The 19704-nt window shown below is 64.8% G+C and carries 21 protein-coding genes; 15 read left to right on the forward strand and 6 right to left on the reverse strand.

Translation table 11 applies throughout. From position 1 onward, the window contains the following. Positions 1-75 precede the first annotated feature (75 nt). Entirely contained in the window at positions 76-537 is a 462-nt protein-coding gene (gene queF / locus ACN0YL_RS10410) for a preQ(1) synthase (RefSeq protein WP_417310319.1), read from the forward strand. Positions 538-808: 271 nt separating this feature from the next. Here the strand turns inward: queF and ACN0YL_RS10415 are convergent, their stop codons facing one another. Then, positions 809-1435 carry a nitroreductase gene (locus tag ACN0YL_RS10415; protein ID WP_417492774.1) on the reverse strand — a complete coding sequence of 209 codons (627 nt, stop codon included), beginning with the start codon at positions 1433-1435 and terminating at the stop codon, positions 809-811. Between the two features lie 118 nt (positions 1436-1553). Between ACN0YL_RS10415 and ACN0YL_RS10420 the strand changes: the two genes are divergently transcribed. The 10 genes from ACN0YL_RS10420 to ACN0YL_RS10465 all read left to right on the forward strand — a co-directional run bounded on the left by ACN0YL_RS10420 (position 1554) and on the right by ACN0YL_RS10465 (position 12111). Beyond that, positions 1554-2195 carry a TetR/AcrR family transcriptional regulator gene (locus ACN0YL_RS10420; RefSeq protein WP_417492773.1) on the forward strand — a complete coding sequence of 214 codons (642 nt, stop codon included), beginning with the start codon at positions 1554-1556 and terminating at the stop codon, positions 2193-2195. Between the two features lie 157 nt (positions 2196-2352). Continuing rightward, positions 2353-3432 carry an efflux RND transporter periplasmic adaptor subunit gene (locus ACN0YL_RS10425; RefSeq protein WP_417492772.1) on the forward strand — a complete coding sequence of 360 codons (1080 nt, stop codon included), beginning with the start codon at positions 2353-2355 and terminating at the stop codon, positions 3430-3432. Then, positions 3429-6572: an efflux RND transporter permease subunit gene (locus tag ACN0YL_RS10430; RefSeq protein WP_417497931.1), complete on the forward strand. Its 3144-nt coding sequence runs from the start codon at positions 3429-3431 to the stop codon at positions 6570-6572. Before ACN0YL_RS10425 ends, ACN0YL_RS10430 begins: the two co-directional genes overlap by 4 nt. Before the next feature lie 25 nt (positions 6573-6597). After that, complete coding sequence (locus ACN0YL_RS10435) at positions 6598-7188, forward strand: NUDIX domain-containing protein (protein WP_417497932.1); 591 nt, start codon at positions 6598-6600, stop codon at positions 7186-7188. Between the two features lie 15 nt (positions 7189-7203). Next, positions 7204-8025 carry a serine O-acetyltransferase gene (gene cysE / locus ACN0YL_RS10440; protein WP_417310314.1) on the forward strand — a complete coding sequence of 274 codons (822 nt, stop codon included), beginning with the start codon at positions 7204-7206 and terminating at the stop codon, positions 8023-8025. A gap of 119 nt (positions 8026-8144) precedes the next feature. Next, complete coding sequence (locus ACN0YL_RS10445; protein WP_417492769.1) at positions 8145-8369, forward strand: DUF3126 family protein; 225 nt, start codon at positions 8145-8147, stop codon at positions 8367-8369. Further along, complete coding sequence (locus ACN0YL_RS10450) at positions 8366-9145, forward strand: ATP-binding cassette domain-containing protein (protein ID WP_417497933.1); 780 nt, start codon at positions 8366-8368, stop codon at positions 9143-9145. The genes ACN0YL_RS10445 and ACN0YL_RS10450 overlap by 4 nt, the downstream gene beginning before the upstream one ends. Beyond that, positions 9142-10701 carry an ABC transporter permease/substrate-binding protein gene (locus tag ACN0YL_RS10455; RefSeq protein WP_417497934.1) on the forward strand — a complete coding sequence of 520 codons (1560 nt, stop codon included), beginning with the start codon at positions 9142-9144 and terminating at the stop codon, positions 10699-10701. The genes ACN0YL_RS10450 and ACN0YL_RS10455 overlap by 4 nt, the downstream gene beginning before the upstream one ends. After that, entirely contained in the window at positions 10701-11198 is a 498-nt protein-coding gene (locus ACN0YL_RS10460) for a hypothetical protein (RefSeq protein ID WP_417497935.1), read from the forward strand. The genes ACN0YL_RS10455 and ACN0YL_RS10460 overlap by 1 nt, the downstream gene beginning before the upstream one ends. 184 nt (positions 11199-11382) lie before the next feature. Next, complete coding sequence (locus tag ACN0YL_RS10465; protein ID WP_417497936.1) at positions 11383-12111, forward strand: hypothetical protein; 729 nt, start codon at positions 11383-11385, stop codon at positions 12109-12111. Between the two features lie 58 nt (positions 12112-12169). Here the strand turns inward: ACN0YL_RS10465 and ACN0YL_RS10470 are convergent, their stop codons facing one another. Continuing rightward, positions 12170-12934, reverse strand: a complete 765-nt coding sequence (locus ACN0YL_RS10470; protein ID WP_417497937.1) for a PhoH family protein — start codon at positions 12932-12934, stop codon at positions 12170-12172. A gap of 291 nt (positions 12935-13225) precedes the next feature. Here ACN0YL_RS10470 and ACN0YL_RS10475 point away from each other — a divergent pair, with 291 nt between their 5' ends. Further along, a complete protein-coding gene (locus ACN0YL_RS10475) occupies positions 13226-13756 on the forward strand; it encodes a gamma carbonic anhydrase family protein (RefSeq protein ID WP_417497938.1) in 531 nt (176 codons plus the stop codon). Positions 13757-13882: 126 nt separating this feature from the next. On the opposite strand, the gene ACN0YL_RS10480 is transcribed toward ACN0YL_RS10475, so the two are convergent. The 3 genes from ACN0YL_RS10480 to ACN0YL_RS10490 form a co-directional block, all read right to left on the reverse strand. Further along, positions 13883-14383, reverse strand: coding sequence for a DUF4339 domain-containing protein (locus tag ACN0YL_RS10480; RefSeq protein ID WP_417497939.1), 501 nt, complete (start codon positions 14381-14383; stop codon positions 13883-13885). Positions 14384-14521: 138 nt separating this feature from the next. Continuing rightward, positions 14522-15145, reverse strand: coding sequence for a PilZ domain-containing protein (locus ACN0YL_RS10485; RefSeq protein WP_417492762.1), 624 nt, complete (start codon positions 15143-15145; stop codon positions 14522-14524). Between the two features lie 58 nt (positions 15146-15203). Then, on the reverse strand, positions 15204-15764 hold the full coding sequence (locus ACN0YL_RS10490) for a PAS domain-containing protein (RefSeq protein WP_417492761.1): 561 nt from the start codon (positions 15762-15764) through the stop codon (positions 15204-15206). A gap of 197 nt (positions 15765-15961) precedes the next feature. Between ACN0YL_RS10490 and ACN0YL_RS10495 the strand changes: the two genes are divergently transcribed. Further along, a complete protein-coding gene (locus tag ACN0YL_RS10495; protein ID WP_417497940.1) occupies positions 15962-16870 on the forward strand; it encodes a hypothetical protein in 909 nt (302 codons plus the stop codon). Positions 16871-16950: 80 nt separating this feature from the next. On the opposite strand, the gene ACN0YL_RS10500 is transcribed toward ACN0YL_RS10495, so the two are convergent. After that, positions 16951-17760 (reverse strand): arginine deiminase family protein, encoded by an 810-nt coding sequence (locus ACN0YL_RS10500; RefSeq protein ID WP_417497941.1) that lies wholly within the window; start codon positions 17758-17760, stop codon positions 16951-16953. Between the two features lie 367 nt (positions 17761-18127). On the opposite strand from ACN0YL_RS10500, the gene ACN0YL_RS10505 reads away from it, so the two are divergent. Continuing rightward, on the forward strand, positions 18128-19108 hold the full coding sequence (locus ACN0YL_RS10505; RefSeq protein WP_417497942.1) for an LLM class flavin-dependent oxidoreductase: 981 nt from the start codon (positions 18128-18130) through the stop codon (positions 19106-19108). Beyond that, positions 19105-19635, forward strand: coding sequence for a hypothetical protein (locus ACN0YL_RS10510; protein WP_417497943.1), 531 nt, complete (start codon positions 19105-19107; stop codon positions 19633-19635). Before ACN0YL_RS10505 ends, ACN0YL_RS10510 begins: the two co-directional genes overlap by 4 nt. Positions 19636-19704 lie beyond the last annotated feature (69 nt).

A 19704-nucleotide genomic window follows, 5' to 3' on the forward strand; every position in this document is an offset into this window, starting at 1 on the left:
CTTGCCACCGCGCGCAAATTGGTGCGGGGGCGTTTGACGATTGCATCGCGCGCCCGCCGGGGTTAATGGCGCGTCATGACCGATAACCGCTATCAAGACCTCGGCCAGCTTGGCGCCACCACGCCGCTGCCCGACCATCCCGACACCGCCACGCTCGAGCGCGTCGCCAATCCGTGCGATGCGCCCTATATGATCCGCTTTGCCGTGCCGGAATTCACCTCGCTCTGCCCGGTGACCGGTGCGCCTGATTTCGCACATCTGGTGATCGATTACGTGCCGCGCGACTGGATCGTCGAATCCAAATCGCTCAAGCTCTATCTCGGATCCTTCCGCAATCATGGCGCTTTCCACGAAGCCTGCACGACCGGGATCGGCCAGCGCCTGGTGAAGGAACTCGATCCGGTCTGGCTGCGTATTGGCGGCTATTGGTATCCGCGCGGCGGCATTCCGATCGACGTGTTCTTTGCCACGGGCGAGCCGCCGGCCGGGGTGTGGATTCCCGAACAGGGTGTCGCCAGCTATCGCGGCCGCGGCTGAACAGAAAAAAGGCGCTGTTCCTTCGGGGGGAGGGAGGAACAGCGCCTGGGCCGGATCGGCAGGGGGGTGCCGGTCGGACGGGGTGTCAGATCGCCAGCTGGCGATGCGAGTCCTGGGCGGGCGGCCTGTTTGCGGGGAGCGGTGCGGGTCTGTCACCTCATCCACCGGCCGCGTGCCCGGGACTGCAGGACTTCTTCTGACCGAAGGATGGTGCACGCGCCAGTATTATGAAATCTGAGCCGGCTTAGTGGCCTGTTAATCTTGCGCTGACTCAGGCCTTCCAGCGGCCGACATGCGCGCGCGGCCGCGGCCGCTCCACGACCTCCTCGGTGGCAGTGCCGATATAGATATAGCCGGCAATGCGCTCGCCGGATCGCAGGCCGAGTGCGTCCTTGATGTCGGGATCAAAGGCATACCATTCCGTCAGCCATTGCGCGCCAAAGCCCATCGCCGAGGCGGCAATCAACAGGTTCTGGCATACCGCGCCGGCCGACAATTCCTGCTCCCAGACCGGAACCTTGTGGTCTTCGGTCACGGTCGAGATGACGGCAATCACCAGCGGCGCGCGCTCGAGGCGCTGTTGCTCGAAGCTGATCTGATCGGCGGTGGCGCCCGGATTCTTGACCGCCCAGACCTTGCTCATGATGGTGCCGAAACTGCTGCGCGCCTCGCCTTCGAACAGGATGAAGCGCCAGGGGGCCAGCTTGCCATGATCGGGGACGCGTGCTGCGATTCCCAGCAAATGCTCGACCTGATGCGCATCCGGTCCCGGTGACGACAGACAGATCGCCGGGGTCGAGCGCCGCCGGGTCAGCAGGGCCAACGTGTCCGGGCTGGCGTGCGATGACGCCAGGCGCTCACCGGGCACGGGGAAATCACGGGAGATCTTGTCGTTCATCGGGGGGCCTCATGGCGGTGGGAGAGAATGTCGCTTTGACGTTTGGGCTCTGGGATCGTTATATCGGTCAGGTAAGCATGTAGCCACGCCCCGTTGATACGGGAGGGAAAGTGTACGGATGACTGTGGAAATTGCCATTGAGGATGACACGCCGGCAGATCGTCGCCGCCGCAAGGTACGCGATGCGATCATTGATGCCGCCGAGGTCATTTTCTCCGCCGAGGGCGAAGAAGGCATCTCCATGCGCCGGCTTGCCGAGTCGATCGATTACAGCCCGGCGGCGATCTACAAATACTTCTCCTCCAAGGACGATCTGTTCGAGGCGATTCGGGAAACCTTTTTCGAACGCCTGATGGAACGCATCAATGGCGCCCGGGAGGAGGGCGGTGATACGCCCAGCCTCTGTGCCCGCTGCATGCGTGCCTATATCGAGACCGGGATCGAAGAGCCCAATCACTACATGATGGCCTTCTATTCGGGCAAAAAGATCGAACCGCACGCCCATGACGAGCAGGACATCGCCTTCCAGGCCGAACATGCCCTTGTCGACATGATCGAGGCGGGCATGGAGCAGGGCGTGTTCCGGTCCGTCGACCCCAAGCTTGCCTCCAAGAGCGTCTGGGCCAGCCTGCATGGCCTGACGACGCTGATGGTGTCGATGGAAGGCTTCCCGGCGGGCATGCCTGGCTCGGAACATGTCACCGCCGATGCGGTGATCGATTTCCATACCGACATGATCCTGCGCGGGCTGCGAGCGTAGCGCATAGCAGCTATGCAAAAAAAGTGAACACTGTTCACTTTTCAAACGCTATTTGACGCCCTATATGAAGCTGTAACGTCACAGCGAGGGTGGGCATATGTCCGGAACAAGTCGGCGACTGGGTGCAAGAACGGGGGTGGTGCTGGCCGCCATCTGCGTGGCCATACTGGTCTTCGGGGTCTCGTCCCTGCGTGCGGAAGCGACACTGAGCATCAATCCGCCTGCACCATTGCCCGTCTCCGTGGTCACCGCCGATTATGACGGCGATGCCCGTATCGAGGAATTCTTCCCCGGCCTGATCCTGGCCCGCCGCCAGAGCGCGCTTGGCTTCGAGCGCGGCGGCCGCATCGATGCCATTCATGTCGATGTCGGCGACCGGGTCGAGGCAGGCCAGGTCATCGCTGTGCTCGACACGCGTGCGGTGCAGGCCCAGGTCGCAGCCGCCGACGCCCAGACGTCGGAGGCTGCAGCCCAGACCGCACTCGCCGCCGAGACCGAGGCGCGTCAGGAACAATTGCTCGAACGCGGCCATATCTCTCAGCAACGCCTTGACGAGGTGCGCACCACCACCCGCGCCGCCCGCGCGCGCCAGGCCGCGGCTGCAGCGGCGGCCAATGCGCTGCGGATCGAGCTCGATCTGTCCATCATGACGGCGCCCTTTGACGGTGTTGTCACCGCGCGTCTCGCCGATGAGGGCGCCATCGCTGCGCCGGGCCAGGCCCTGCTGGAACTGGTTGAAAGCGACTCGCTGGAAATCCGTGTCGGCCTGCCGCCACTGCTCGCGGCGCGGCTGGAGCCGGGGCGCGACTATCCCTTCATCGCCGATGGCGAGCCGATGACGGCCCGCTTCCGCGCCTCGACCGGCGTGGTTGATCGCCAGACCCGCACCGTGACGGCGCTGTTCGACATTGAATCCGGCCCGGCTGCGGCCGGCCAGGTCGTGCGCCTGTCCATGGCGACACCGATCGAGGCGGAAGGCTTCTGGGTTCCCACCTCTGCCCTCGCCGAGGGGCGGCGTGGTTTGTGGACCGTCTATGTCCTCAATGAGGACGGGGCCGGTTACCGCCTTGAGGCCCGCGTTGTCGAGACCGTCCGCATCGAGGCGGACCGGGTCTTCGTGCGCGGCACGGTCGCCGATGGCGAGCTGGTGTTGGCATCGGGTATCCAGCGCATCACACCCGGCCAGAGCGTGCTGCCCGCCGTTGAGGGCGAGCTGATCGAGGCGCGCGCGCAATGAGCACGATCTTCTTCCGCTATTCCCGGCTGACCATCCTGGCCGTCATCCTGCTGGTTGCGGCCGGCATGGGCGCCTTCATGTCGCTGGGCCGCCAGGAAGATCCCTCACTGGTCGAACGCTTCGGCGTTGTCGTCACGGCCTTTCCCGGCGCTTCGGCGGAACGGGTCGAGGCGCTGATCACGGCGCCGCTCGAGGACTCCATTCACGAGCTGGCCGAAATCAACGAGACCAGTTCGACCTCGCGCTCGGGCATTTCCATCATCCATCTGCGTATCCGCGAGGATCTCAGTGCCACCCAGGTCGACCAGGCCTGGACCCAGATCCGCGAACAGGTGGAGAGCGTGCGCACCGCACTGCCTGCCGGCTCCATGGCCCCTGATGTGCGGCGGCAATATCTCGGCGCCGCGACCATGATTGTTGCCCTGTCCTGGGGTGATGAGGGCACGGAAAACCTGCCAATCCTCTCGCGCCTCGCAACCGATCTCGAGAACCGGCTGCGCAATATGGCCGGCACGGAAGAGACCGCCATTTTCGGCGAGGTCGAGGAAGAGATCCGCATTATCGCCGATCCCGACACCTTGGCGGCGCTCGGCCTGAGCGTGGCCGATGTCGCACGGCTGACCGCCAGCGCCGACGCCAAGGCACCGGCTGGTGAATTGCGCTCGGACACGGTCGACCTCAATGTCGAGATCGCCGGAGAATTCAACAGTGTCGACCGCATTCGCGCCATCGCGCTCGGGCAGGGGCCGGACGGCTCCTTCATCCGCGTCGGCGATGTCGCCGATGTCGAGAAGGGCGCGCGCAACCCCGTCGAGGCGATGGCCACCACGGACGGGCGCCGCTCGGTCTTCGTCGCCGCCTATCTGCAGCCGGAATTGCGCGCCGATCTCTGGTCGCTCGATGCCGACGCGCTGGTGGCCGAATTTGCCGCCTCGGTGCCCGGCGTGCGCGTCGAGACCCTGTTCCGCCAGGGCGATTATGTCGCCTCGCGCCTCAATGGTCTGGCGCAGAATCTCGGTTTTTCGGCGCTGATCGTCTTTGCCGTGCTCTTCCTGATGATGGGCTGGCGCGCCGCGCTGGTCGTCGGTTCGGCGCTGCCGCTGACCGTGCTGGCAGCGCTGCTGCTGACGCGGATCTATGGCGAGCCCTTGCACCAAATGTCGGTCACCGGCCTGGTCGTCGCGCTCGGCCTGCTGATCGATAATGCCATTGTCGTGGTTGATGAATACCGGCTGTTCCGCGCCCGCGGTCGCGCGCCGGTTGATGCGCTGGACGCGTCGCTGAAGCATTTGTTCGCGCCGCTGCTGGCCTCGACCATGACGACCATCTTCGCCTTCGCCCCGATCGCGCTGATGCCCGGTGCGGCGGGCGAGTTCATTTCGATGATCGGGATTTCCGTCATCTTTGCCGTCGGTTCCTCCTTCATCCTGGCGATGACCGTGGTGGGGGCCTTTGCGGCCTGGTTCGACGATGCCGGTGCCGGCGAGGAGCCCAAGCGTTTCTGGCGTCACGGCATGGGCGCCGGTCCGCTGGCACCGCTCTACCGCAATATGCTCGACACGATCACGGCGCGGCCCTGGGTCGGGATCGGGGCCAGCCTGTTGCTGCCGATCGCCGGCTTTGCAGCCGCCTCGACCCTGCCGGTGCAGTTCTTTCCGCCGACCGATCGCGACATGTTCCAGATCGAGCTGGAATTGCCGTCCTCGGCCTCGATCGCCGAGACCGCGCGCCAGACCGAGCGGGCCCGGGCCATCATCGAAAGCTATGAGGGCGTTGAACATGTTTCCTGGGTGATCGGCCAGAGCGGGCCGCGCACCTATTACAATGTCGTCGGCAGCCGTTCGGGCATGCCCAACTATGCCGCCGGTTTCGTGCACACCAGCTCGGCCGCAGCGACGCACCGCATCCTGCCGGCGCTGCAGCGTGAAATGCTCAACGCCTTTCCGCAGGCGCGTTTTCTCAGCCTGCCCTTCGAGCAGGGCCCGCCAATCCCGGCGCCGATCGAACTGGTGCTGGTCGGTCCGGAACTGACCGAGCTCAACCGGCTGGGCAATGAAATTCGTGCCGTGCTGGCAACAACCCCGACGGTGACGCACACGCTGGCCCTGCTTGAAATGGGCGAGCCGGTGGCCCGTATCATGGCCGATGAAGCGTCGGCCGAACTCTCCGGCATGCGCCTTTCCGAACTCGCCGACCGTTTGCGCGGCGATCTGGACGGGGTCGTCGGTGGCAGTGTCCTGGAAGGTGTCGAGGAACTCCCCGTTCGCGTCATCACCCGGGACGACAGGCGATCCAACCTCGCCTCTGTCGCCGGCGCTCCCCTGACGTCCCGTGGCGGCGATATCTTCGCCGCGCCGGTTTCAGCGCTGGGCGAGATGACGCTGGCGCCGCAGGTCTCGGTAATCCCGCATGAGGATGGCCGCCGGGTCAACACGATCTATGGCTATCTGGAGCCCTATACCCTGCCGGCTCCGGCGCTGGAGCATTTCTTCACCGCGCTCGACGCCGCCAATATCGCGCTGCCGCCGGGCTATGAGCTGCAGATTGCCGGCGAGGCCGCCGAGCGCGGCAACGCCATGGCCGATCTGCTCAGCACAGCCGTGCCGCTGCTGGTGCTGATGATCGGCTCGGTCGTGCTCGCCTTCAACAGTTTCCGCTATGCCGCCATCATCCTGGTCGTGGCTGTCCTGTCGGTCGGGCTGGCGATGTTCGGGGTCTGGCTGTTCGGCACCCCGCTGGGCTTCAATGCCATTGTCGGATCGATGGGGCTGATGGGATTGTCGATCAATGGCGCGATTGTCGTGCTCTCGGCCCTGCGCACCAATCCCGCCGCCGTCGCGATGGAGCCGGGCGCGGTGCAGGAAACGGTGGTCGATGCGACGCGCCACATCATTTCGACGACGCTGACAACGATTGGCGGTTTCGTGCCGCTCTTGCTATCGGGCGATGCCTTCTGGCTGCCCTTTGCCGCGGCGATGGTCGGCGGCGTTGCCGGTTCGGCGATCCTGGCGCTGGTCTTCGCACCCTCGGCCTTTGCCCTGCTGGCCCGCTTCGAGGACCGCAAGCGCCGCATCAAGGAGAAGATCCGCAACTACAAGCAAAGACGCGATGGCTTGATGCCGGGGGTCGAACAGGCCTAGAGCGCACCCGATGGAGGCGCGAAGCATGACCAAGACACGAGGTCCCTGGACCATACATGACGAGCGGACCGTGTTTGAAAGCCCCTGGATGCAGGTGCGCGAGTTTGACGTTACCCGGCCGGATGGCAAGCCCGGCGTCTATGGTGTCATGTCGCCGCGCAATCTGGCGCTGGCGATCTTGCCGGTTCATGCCGACGGCACCATCACCCTGGTCGGCCAGCACCGCTTCCCGCTTGATCGCTATAGCTGGGAGATTCCCGAGGGCGGCGGTCCGCTTGGCGAGGACGCGATGGACGGCGCCCGGCGCGAGCTGAAGGAGGAGACAGGCCTCGCCGCCGATCACTGGCACGAGATCCTGCAACTGGACCTGTCCAACTCGATCACCGACGAGCGCGCGATCGGTTATCTGGCGACCGGATTGCACCCCGGCGAGCCGGAACCGGAGGGCACGGAAGTCCTGCTGACGCGTAGCCCACACTTTCTTGATGCCCTCGATGAGGCGATGTCGGGCCAGATAACCGACGCATTAACGGTGGCGATGTTGTTGCGCGCTTACTATATGGCCCAGCAAGGCCTGTTGGCGGCAGGGCTTGCCGATGTCATGCTACGCCGCTGAAGGCAGGAGAGAGTGATGTCACTGAGCCAGGCCAATGCCCCCATCGCAGCGCGGACCGGAATCCAGGCCGTCTGGGCGCGACTGCGCGTCGAAGCGGCTGCCGCGGCAGCGGAAGAGCCGATCCTCGCCAGTTTCCTCAATGCGGCCGTGCTGCGCCATGACGAGTTTTCCCATGCGCTGGCCTATTGCCTGGCCAGCAAGCTCGCCGATGCCCAGCTTGATGCCATGCTGGCGCGCGATGTCGCCGAGGCAGCGCTCGCGGGCGATCCGGGCATCGTCGACCAGGCGATTGCCGACATGGTGGCGGTCGAGGAGCGCGACCCGGCCTGCAAGAGCGTGCTGCAGCCCTTCCTCTATTTCAAAGGCTATCAGGCGCTGCAACTGCACCGCATTGCCCACTGGCTGTGGAGCGAGGGGCGGCAGAACCTGTCCTTCCACCTGCAAAGCCGGGTGTCGGAGCGGTTCGGTGTCGATATCCATCCCGCCGCCAAGATCGGGCAGGGGGTGATGATCGACCATGCCACCTCCGTCGTGATCGGCGAGACCGCCGTGGTCGGTGATGATTGCTCGCTGCTGCACGAGGTGACGCTGGGCGGCACCGGCGCGGCGCATGAAGATCGCCACCCCAAGGTCGGGCGCGGCGTGCTGATCGGGGCCGGCGCCAAGGTGCTCGGCAATATCGAGATCGGCGATCATGCCCGTATCGCGGCCGGTTCGGTGGTGCTCAAATCAGTGCCCGCCGGCTGCACCGTCGCGGGCGTGCCGGCCAAGGTGGTCGGCAATTGCTGTCCGCAGCCCGCGCAGAGCATGGACCAGAGCATCCCTGACGGGAAATAGCGCCGCTCGTCTGCGTTCGGCGCGCCGCGGGCGCGAATCAACGCAGGCATCGCACTGGACGCGCCCCCCCTGCATGGGCTTATTTGTCGCCAATTCGAATCCCCGACCGGAGAGATACCGTGAACAAGAACATGACCGCAGTCGAAGCCGCGAAACTGCAACGCTTCCTGCGCACCAAGCTGCACCCGGACATGGCCGTGCAATGCCGCAACCGTCCGGACGAATGCGCCGAGATCCATATCGGTGACGAGTGCCTCGGCGTCGTCGCCAAGGTGATCGACGAGGGCGAGACCTCCTATTCCTTCGAGATCACCATCCTGGACATTGATCTGGAAGAGCTTTGATCGAGCCGTCGACGACCGTTCTTGAGGCGCGCCAGGTCACCAAGACCTATCCGGGCGGTGTCGAGGCGGTTGCCGGCGTTGATCTGACGCTGCAGCGCGGCCAATTGCTGGCCCTGGCCGGCGCATCGGGCTGCGGCAAGACCACAATGCTCAAACTGATCAACCGCCTGGAGGAGACTTCGGGCGGTTCGATTCTGTATGAGGGCGAGGATATTGCCGGCCTCGATGGCGTCACCCTGCGCCGCTCGATCGGCTGGGTGATGCAGGGCGATGGCCTATTTCCCCATTATACCGTGGCGGAAAATGTCGCCATCGTGCCGCGCCTGCTCGGCTGGGAGGCGGGGGCAATCGAGATCCGCGTGCGCGAGATGCTCGAGCTGGTCCGCCTCGATCATGACGCGTTCGCCGACCGCTATCCCGACGCCCTCTCGGGCGGCCAGCGCCAGCGCGTCGGCTTTGCCCGCGCCCTGGCCGGCAAGCCCGATCTTCTGTTGATGGATGAGCCCTTCGGCGCGCTCGACCCGATCACGCGCGACGGACTGCAGCAGGACTTCATGGCGCTGCAGGCCCGGCTCGGATTTTCCGCCCTGATGGTCACGCATGACATGGCCGAAGCCCTGATCATGGCCGACACGGTCGCGGTGATGCGCGCCGGGCTGATCGTGCAACAGGGCAGCCCGGGCGAACTGCTCAAATCGCCGGCCGATGACTATGTCGCCGATCTGCTCGAAACCCCGCGCCGCCAGATGCGCCGGATTGCGGAGCTGGAGGCATGAGCGCGAATTTCGCCGAACGCTGGGCCGAGCTGCCGCATCTGCTCGCCGGCCATGTCCTGCTCTCGCTCGCGGCGATCGCGGTGGGGATGGCGATCAGCGTGCCGCTCGGCATTTACGCGGCCCGGCGCCCGCGCCTGGCCGGCAGCGTGCTCAATATCGCCGGTGTCATCCAGACGATCCCCGGCCTGGCCCTGCTGGCGCTGATGGTGCCGCTGCTGGGCGGGATGATCGGGTATTGGCCGGCCTTCCTGGCCCTGATGCTGTATTCAATCCTGCCCATCCTGCGCAATACGATTGTCGGCCTGCAAGGCGTCGAGCCCGGCGTGCGCGAGGCCGCGCGCGGACTGGGCATGACGGAGCGGCAGCGCCTCTGGCGCGTTGAACTGCCGCTCTCCCTGCCGGTGATCGTTGCCGGCCTGCGCACCTCGGTCGTCTGGGTCGTCGGCGCGGCAACGCTGGCAACGCCCGTCGGGGCGTCGAGCTTGGGCAATTACATTTTCGCCGGGCTGCAGACGCGCAACTGGCTCTCGGTCCTGTTCGGCTGTGTCTTCGCGGCCGGCCTCGCCATTGTGTTCGACCAGATGATCCGCCTGCTCGAGGTCGCGGCAAAGACCCGCCGCCGCGGTCTCGCCGGCGGCGTCGGCATTGCCCTGGCGCTGGTGGTCGGCCTTTCCGTCCTGCCCTCGCTGATGCCCGCCGCATCACCGGCAGCGACAACGGGCGGGCAGGGCGCCGCGGCACCGGCCAGCCTGGCCGGTGAAACCGTCCGCATCGGCGCCAAGGCCTTCACCGAGCAATATATCCTCGCTGAACTGATGCAGGGCGCGCTGGAGGATGCCGGCGCTGTCGTTGAACGCCGTGACAATCTCGGTTCGACCATCGCCTATGATGCGCTGCGTTCCGGCGAGATCGATGTCTATATCGATTATACCGGCACGATCTGGGCGACGGTGATGGGGCGGCCGCAGGCAGCGGAGCGTCATTTGATGCTCGCCGAGATGACCGCCTGGCTGCACCAACGCGACGGTGTGCTCAGCCTTGGACGCCTCGGCTTTGAAAACGCGTACGGATTCGCCATGACACGCGGGCGCGCGGCAGAGCTGGGCGTCGACAGCCTCGCGGATCTGGCACCGATTGCCGGCGAACTGACCGTCGGCGGTGACCCGGAGGTATTCGTGCGCTCGGAATGGATCGGCACGCGCGAAACCTATGGTCTGGCCGCCATGCGCACCCGGGCGATGGATTCGACTTTCATGTATGGCGCCGTGCGCGATGGCCAGGTCGATCTGATCAGCGCCTACACCACGGATGGCCGCATCGCTGCCTATGATCTGCAAGTGCTCGCCGATCCGGCGCATGTCCTGCCGCCCTATGATGCCGTGATCCTGCTGTCGCCGCGCGCTGCGGCGCTGCCGGGGCTGGCCGGGGCGCTGGCGCCCCTGATCGGGGCGATTGATGGCGACGCGATGCGCGAAGCCAATCGCCAGGTTGATCTCGAGCACCAGACCCCGGCCCAGGCTGCCGCCTGGCTCGCGGCGCGGCTGGAGCAAGACTGATGGCGGGTTATGTCGGGCATGGCCGCTTGCAGGATGGCGAATGGCTGATGCGCGCCTGCGCCGTGATGAATCGCGATCTGCCGCCGCACGCGCCGGAATACACGCCGGACACCGAGCTCAATCGCGCCTACACCACCCAGGCGGCCGAGTTCGAGACCCTGCTGGCGAAAATCGATCCGGAAGGCGATATCGATCGCTCGATTTTCCCGGTCCTGGCCTATTTCACCGCGTCAGAGGGCTGGCCGCTGGACATCATCTTCGCCGCCATCGCCGCCTTCCTCGTCTGGATCTTCATGCCCAACTGGTATGGCATCATGGAGTATGCGGCCTATGTCGCCATCGCCGGCTTCGTTGCCGTCCAGTATCTGCGCGCCCGCCGCGTGCGTGAGCGCGCCGAGCGCGGAATGCAGCGCCTCGGCTTGCAGCCGGGTGAAGAAAACAGCCTGACCCTGCGCATGCTGGTGAAATACCGGGTGATTCCGCCGACGATTCACTGAAGCGACCGGGCGATGACCGGACCGCCGGTGCGCGGGCCGGGAGGGCATGGCGGCCCCTGATTCGCGCCCGCGCCACGGGTGTGCTACTGGGGAGTGTATTCATAGTGCGTGGAAACCCCGACTTGCGGAGGTAGCAATGCGCGTATCCCTGTTAATCTTGATCACGGTGTCGCTGACAGGCTGCATGACCCAGCGGAATGGCGAACTTGCGCCGTCCGCGCTTCCCGCGATCACCTTCAGTCCAGCCGAATACCGGCATTATACCGGTCTGGTACCGGCGGCGGGCCAGGAAACCATTCCCTGGTACGAACTTATTTCGGCCCGGTCTCGCAGTGCGGACCTGGAAGAACTTCGCAATCGAACAGATGGCGCAATCGCCGGCATCTTGATTTCGAAGTCAGACCTGATCTGCGACCATTATTTTGAACGCGTGATCGTTGTGCGCAATCAATCCGTATCCGCGCTGCAACTGGGCGCGCTGGCCGCGTCGGGAGCCGTGCCTCTGGCAACGCCGGATCGCAGCGGCCGCGTGCTCGGCGGTGTGGCCTCCTTCCTCACGGGCTCTCGCTCTGCGCTGGAACAGACGGTGTTTGACGGGGAGGATATCCGCGAATTGCGCCGGGCCGCCCTGACCTCGCGGGAACAATCGCGAATCGCTTTGCTGGCCCGAATGGACGAGGCCGAGGGCGGGACGGCCCAGCTCGCGGTGCTCGCGGCAGAGCTCGGCAACTATCACCGTCAGTGCGGGATCGAGTTCGGGGCCGACTTCCGCTCCTCCCTGGTCGACCAGGCGGCGCGGGAAACATCGGATGAGCCGGCTGCCGCACCCGCTGCCGGCGCTGAGCCAGCCGGGGCGGGCGGCGCTGAACCGCCGGGCGCTACAGCCGATCCAGGCGCTGAAACCCCGGCCTGACCCAAAACGGCGCGGCCCATGAGAGCCGCGCCGTCCAGATGCCCGTTTCGAATCTGCCTCAGAGCACCGTCAGCATCGTCGCCACCAGCGGATGGCGTACGATGTCCTCCGCTGCCAGGCGGCAGACGGCGATATCCTCGAGCGGTTCCAGCTTGTCGGCGATGATTCCCAGTCCGGACATGCCGGGCAGGAGATCCGATTGCGCCGGATCGCCGGTGACGACCATGGTCGCGTTCCAGCCGAGCCGAGTGAGCAGCATTTTCAGCTGCACATAGGTGCAGTTCTGCGCCTCGTCGACGACAACGAAGGCATTATTGAGCGTGCGGCCGCGCATATAGCCGATCGGGGCGATCTCGATCAGGCCCTCGGCCATCATCGCCTGCAGGCGTTTCGGCGACAGCCGGTCGGCGAGGGCGTCGTAGAGCGGGCGCAGATAGGGGGCGAGCTTCTCCTCCATGGCGCCGGGCAGAAAGCCGATCGATTCGCCGGCCTCGACAGCGGGGCGTGAGAGCACGATGCGGCTGACCTGTCCCGATTCGAGCGCCTCGACCGCCTTGGCGACGGCGAGATAGGTCTTGCCGGTGCCGGCCGGCCCGAGCGCCAGCACGAGATTGTGCTCGTCGACGGCCTTCATCAGGACCGCCTGGCCCTCCGAGCGGGGTTTGACATTCTTGACGTATCTCTGGTCGCGCATGGGATCGCGCGTTTCGGGCGTCCAGTTGGTTCCCGGGAAAAGGGCGCGAACCTTGGTCTCCTCTGTCTGGTAATGTGCCGAATTGAATTCACCGGTCCGGGTGCGACGTTTGACGATACGCTTGGTCATGGCAGGGCTCTCCACACATGAAAAACCCCTCGGCCGAAGGCAGAGGGGCAACAAATAGCTTGCGACGGGAATGATTCGGACGAATCCGGCAGGCAGGGCCGTGGGGCACCAGTTTCTGGCGGGCTGGGGTGCAGACTGTCCATGACGTCTGATCAGGCCTTCCGTCCGGCGTTACCGAAACGATTGCGAGGCAGCGCCCCGAATCGCAGCTACAGTGTGAGTGTAGCGTGATGAATCAAATCTCAACGCGCGCGTCGCGAAAATTTCATCGAATTCTTCAGGGAGACAGACATGGCCATTTATGCGTTGGGTGATTCCCGGCCGGAACTTCCGGGCGATGACCAGTATTGGGTCGCCCCCGATGCCAGCGTGATGGGACGTGTGATCCTGCGCGAGAATGCCAGTGTCTGGTATGGCGCGGTGGTGCGCGGGGACAATGATCCGATTGAAATCGGTGAGGATTCCAATGTCCAGGATCTCTCGGTCCTGCACACCGATGTCGGCGCGCCGCTGACGATCGGCAAGGGCGTGACCATTGGGCACCGGGTGATGTTGCACGGATGCACGATCGGCGACTATTCGCTGATCGGGATCGGCTCGACTATCCTCAACGGGGCGGTGATCGGGAAAAACTGCATTATCGGTGCCCACACATTGATCACCGAGGGCAAGGTCATCCCCGATAATTCACTCGTCGTCGGCTCGCCGGGCCGCGTCATGAAGACGCTGGGCGAGGACATGGCGGAGATTTTGAAGGCCTCCGCCGATCATTATGTCGAGAACTGGAAACGCCACAAAGCCGAGCTGCGCCGAATCGACTGATTCGATCCGGCCTGGAAACCGTGTCTGAAGCCGATTCATCAGATGGAAAATGGTGAAGCGGCTCAGGTTTTTGAGCGGTCGCATTTTCGAACCGCAAAACCGGTTCCCACTTTTGCTGAAAATGCTCTAGTTGGCGCGGCCCCAGAGATTGCGGATGTTTTCGTCGGCATCGCGTCCCAGATTGAACCAGGCGGCGCGATCATGGGTGGCGTCGATAATCAGCAGGCGATCATCGCGATCGAGAATGTGGCTGAGCTCATTGCGCAGCACGGCGGCCGTGGTCGGCCCGCGCAGCAGCCAGGTGCCCGGCGTGATCTGTTCCAGCTCGCCATAGGCGGTCAGGGCGTTGCGGAATTCGGGACCGGCTTCGGACTGGATTTCCGTCACGATGACGAAGTTCGCCGGGCGAACGCCTGCTGTGACACGCTTTTCCGGGGCAGGGCCGCCGGCATTCGCCGCGAGCCAGGTGGTGAATTCCTCGACTTCAGAGGCGGCGCACCAGCCTTCATCGCGGGCATTGGAGACCTGGGAATGGGCCGCAATCCGGCCCTCGCTGACGAAAGCCTTCATCTGCGGCGGGGTATAGGGGCCGTAAACACGGCCTTCGACTTTTACAAACCAGGACATTGCGATTCCGTCATCGCGAGGCATATCGGTTCTCTCTCGCACTTGCACAAGTACTTTCTATTCCACGGATACGGCAAGAATCAGGCCGACTCGGCGTTTTTACCGGGGAAACGCGACTCAAGTACGATCGGGGGGTGATCAGGCGGCTTCGCTACTCTTCTTATCTGCGTCCGGGGGATCGAACACGACCGCGAAGCCATTGTCCAGAATGCGAGCCACACATCCTGTCATTTCACCCACACGTAGCAATTCGCCCAGGCGCGGCCTTTCCAGACACTCGAAGGCGGCGCCGGAAACCGAGACATCGATCACATTCGCCTGGATCACCACACCGTCATTGAGCAGGATGCGCGCGCGGCCACGTCCCGGCTTGCGCGCGGCGGCACGATCCTCTTCCAGACCGAGCCGGTCCTTGTTGAAGCGCCAGGTAATGGTGTCGGCGAGCTTGTCGCGCTTGCGCGATGTCGCATTGAAGCGGATCGAGAATTCCTCGCCTTCGGCGCGGACAATCGTGCCCTCGATGCGGCCAATGCTGGAGATCATCAGCACGATGCGGGTATTCGCCGCCGGCATGGTGCGCGATGTCACCCGGGCGCCGCCCGGCGAGATATCCAGCAGCCGGCAGGCGTGCTCACCCAGCGTTTCCGACCAGAACCGGCCATGAAGCTGTAGCGGCACGCGCGTGTGACGGCGCCTTTCCTGGGCACCGCGGGCGGCGATCTTGATCTTGCGGCGGTCTAACCGGCCTGTGTCCTGCTGCATGGCGTCCACCTCCTGCAAGCGGGCAAGATAGGGCCAAGCGGTTAAGAAGTGTTTTCAACTACTGGTCGTTTGCGATCATCACGGAAAGACGCGGATCCCGGCCGGGCTGCGGCGGAAACAGGATGCCGGGATTGGCCGGCGGGCGCACTTCCCGCAGGCTGGTGCGCAGAATCGGCCGTCCGTTGAGCGAATCGGCAGCCTCGAGGGGCTGGAACAGGCCCAGGGTGCGGTCGACCAGGCCTTCCGGGCCGCGCAGCGGCAGGAAGCAGATCTCGACCTGGATCTGGTGCATGTCCATCGTTGTCGCGCGCGCAATTACAGAGGCCGGCGATACACCGCCGAGCGAGGCTTCCAGCACGGCCTCGATATGGGCGGCGTCATGACCGCGCCACAGGCTGAGGAAATTCTGGTCGCGAAATTCACGCTGATACAGCTCGCACAGGCTGGTGCCCGCCAGCCGGAACACGTGATGTTGCGGATCGATCCGCCCCAGAATGAAGACATGACCGAGCAGGGCGGCAATATCCTGTGGCTCGATATCAGCCCGGTATGGCGCCGCGCCGCCGAATCGGCGGGCCTGCCAATAGGCATGCAGGGCTTTCGATTGCGCGTGGCGCATTCCACTCTCCTGACACTGCGGTCACATCACCCGGCGGCGCGATTGCCGTGCCGGCTTGGCGGAGAGGTTTCAAGATCGGGGCCATGCAAGCGGCTGGAGAAACACCCTGGTCACGCTCGCCAATCGCGGGAATCGCCTCTGCGGGGAAAACGGCCCGGGGTTTGCAAGACCGGTCCCAGGATAGAAGGAGCATGGCCATGCGCGTATCAGCCCGGCACGGTTTTACCATTCTGGCGAGTTTCGCCTTCGTTTTGTGTATCGCTCCGGCCGCTTCGGTCAGCGCGGTGGCGCAGGATTGCTGTACGCCAGCACCGCCACCGACCTCGTGTTGCGATCATGGCGGCGGACATACGGTCAACGTGCCCAATATCAATATCCATGGCGGCAATATCAATGTCGGGGTCAATGTCTCGACGCGCGTCAACGTCAACACCAATGTGACCACGAATGTCGATGCCTCCTCCAGCGCCACCTCCACGGCCACGGCCGGTGCGGGCTCCGCGTCGCGCGCGGGCGCCGGCTCGGTCACCTATATCGGTGGCGGCAGCTATTCACCCTACGCCTCCGCACCGGCAGCCACCGCGATCACCGGGCTGAATGTCGCCGGGCTCGAGCGCGAGGCCGAATACGAATTCCGCGAGGAACAACGTTCGCGCTGGGTCGAGGAATGGCGCCTGGTGCGCGCTGTCTGTGTCGATGATACCGGCACGCCGCATCCTGCCTCGCGCGTGGACAATGGCGACCGGGTCGCTGCGACCTATGACGGCGAGGTCTATCGCTGTGTTGCCGGGACCGCGATGCAGGTGACGATCGGCTGGCGCCAGGATGGCCAGGACAACTGGACGGACGCGCCGACCATCATGTGCCGCAAGGGCGAGGCCCTGCGTCACAGCCCGGGCGGAACGCTGGTCTGCTCCGCCCAGGAGCCGCGCCGCAATTGTAACGAGCGCTCGCTGCTGCGCATGTATGGCCCCGGCACCAAGCTGGTCTTCATGCGCCGCGAGGAACACTACACCGAACAGGTCCGCTATGAGCGCGAAAGCGAAAGCATGCGCCTGGTCTCGATGACGCTGATGCTCGATGGCGGCGTCGGCGGCTATCGCTGATCGAAAACAAGACACTCACATGCCCACTCGGCATGGCCTGGCCCCGGTTCACAAGACCGGGGCCTTTTTTTGCCTTCGGCTCAGCCGTCCAGCGTTTCGTCGAACCAGCGCAGTGACATGCAGGACAGGCCGGCATCGATTCGGCCGATCTGCTCGGTGGCCAGCGGCACCACATTATAGCCCGCCTGGTCCAGCATTTCGATCGTGCGCGGGAATTGTGACCCTGCCAGCACGACATCATTGAGGCGCAGGGCATTGGCCGCCGCCTCCTCGCCCTCGGGCGTGATCAGGGTTTCCAGCCCGTCAAACACGCCCGAGGCCGCGAGACGTGCCGTCGTGAGGACGCAGTTCTCCTCGATCAGCGCGCAATCTGTCTTGAAATGCAACACGCCGGGCGGGGTCGTGACAGTCTTCGAGGCCAGGCCCAGACGGGTGAGACAGGCGCCGAGTGCGCCGGCGCCCGCTGCATTGGTGCGCGCCGACAGGCCGATCAACACCCGGTCGGGCGTCACCAGGATATCGCCGCCATCGGCGAAGCCTGTGCCGGCCATCTCCAGCACCGTCTCGAATCGCCGCTTCAGCACCGGTGCCAGCTGGGCTGTCTCGCCGCGCCGGGCAGCATTGCCCGGCCGCAGCAGGATCGCGCCGGCTGAAAACACCAGCGCCGGATCCTCAACGAAGATCGAATCGGGAAAGGCTTCCAGCGGCGGCAGCACCGTCACGGCCAGCCCGGCCGCCTCCAGCGCCTCGACATAAGCGGCATGTTCCGCCGCGACACCGTCATAATCGGGATCACCATGGTCGACAGCGCGAAGCCCCTTCACCACAGACGCCGAGGGTTCCCGCACGATGGCGGCATTGAAGCGATAGACCGGGCGGGCGAGGGGCATGGCGGGGCTCGTGATGTGGACGACAGATATCGTTGTCACCTCGCCAGCGGCGGTTCAAGTGCTCGCTTGCTGATCCGATACGCGTCTGCAATGGCGATCACCAACCCAGGTCATACAGGCCCGGCCTCGCCGGCGATGTTGCGGCCGCGCGCGGCGAGTTCTCAAAGCAAAAACAATAATTCTCGTCATCCTGACGCAAGTCAGGACCTCGAGCCGACAAGGGCGCAGCCTGCGATGTCGAGGTCCTGGCCTTCGCCGGGATGACGATGAGTATTGTGCGTAGCCGCCCGCGCCCGGCACCGCTTCACCAACCGGCCGAACAGTGATTACCTTCAGCCGACAAAGACCGCCCGGAAGGCCCGCCCCCATGACCCCGCTCTCCATTCTCGAACTCGCCCGCATCACCGACACCGGCGATGTCCGCACCGCGCTCGACCATGCGCGCGATGTCGCCGTGCATGCGGAGACGTGGGGTTTCAAGCGGATGTGGCTGGCCGAGCACCATAATTTTGCAGGCATTGCCAGCGCGGCCACATCGCTCGCCATCGCCCATATCGCCGCCGGCACGAGCACGATCCGCGTCGGCGCGGGTGGCATCATGCTGCCCAATCACGCGCCCTATATCATTGCGGAACAATTCGGCACGCTGGCCAGCCTATATCCGGGGCGCATCGATCTCGGCCTCGGCCGAGCACCGGGCACCGATCAGCGCACCGTCCAGGCCCTGCGCCGTGCGCCCGGCTCGGATGACCGCTTCCCCCAGGATGTGCAGGAGCTGCAGGCCTGGCTCGCCCCCTCGCGGCCCGGCCAGGCGGTGCAGGCGATTCCCGGTGCCGGCACCGAGGTGCCGCTGTGGATTCTCGGCTCCAGCCTGTTCGGCGCCGGCCTCGCCGCCGAGCTCGGCCTGCCCTATGCCTTCGCCTCCCACTTCGCTCCCGCCGCCCTGATGCCGGCGCTGGAGGCCTACCGCGCCCGCTTCAAACCCTCCGCCCAGCTGGAGCGGCCTCACGCCATGGTCGGCGTCAATATCGTCGCCGCCGACAGTGACGAAGAGGCCCGCCGCCTCGCCACCACCCAGCAAATGAGCTTCACCAACCTCATCCGCGGCACCCCGGGCCTCTCCCGTCCGCCCATCGACGATATCGACCGCTACTGGTCGTCCGCCGAAAAGGCCCATGTCACCCAGATGATGATCTGTTCCATCCATGGCGGCCCGGAGACGGTGAAGGCTGGCATCGAGGCTTTGGTGGCACGGACCGGCGCGGATGAGTTGATTGTGGTGTCGGATGTCTATGAGCACGCGGCGCGGCTGCGGTCGTTTGAGATCATGGCGGGGTGTCGTCAGTGAGCGCATCTAAATCCCTTCTGGCGCTCGCACTGGCCTGCGGATATCTCGCCCTTGCCGGATGTGCCCAGACACGGGCTCCGGAAATCGTCATGCAGGACATCACACGGTTTGAGGTCCTTCGTGTTGCGCCGGGGCTGGTTGTGCTTTCGGCCACAATTACCAATTCAGATCATCGTGCGGTGTGCATCCCCAACGACATGCTCCCCGTTGGTGTCCACGAGTCCGATATTTTGGTCGTGGTTGATGAAGCGGGGCAGAAGGTCGACCTGATGCCGGGCCTCCCATTGCCCGGCCCGGAACGAATTGTGATCCTGCAGCCGGGTATGACCGTTCCGATTCGGCCCGTCATGGCTGAGCAATACGAACTGGTTGCCGGCGGCCACTATCAGGTTTCGCTGGAAGTCCCAGGGTATTATTGCGACCAAATCCTCAATGCGCCGCCGCCATATCCGATTGCCGGCCACACAGCTGGCAAGCTCGATCAGGTGTTGTTTCGGTCGGACGCTATCGTGGTCGATTTGCCCTGAGTGTGGCCCGCGTGGCGGCCTCATCTCCGACCCAATATTACAACGCGTTGTCATCCCTGACGGATGCCC

The sequence above is a fragment of the Maricaulis sp. genome, assembly GCF_048269565.1.
GTDB lineage: Bacteria > Pseudomonadota > Alphaproteobacteria > Caulobacterales > Maricaulaceae > Maricaulis.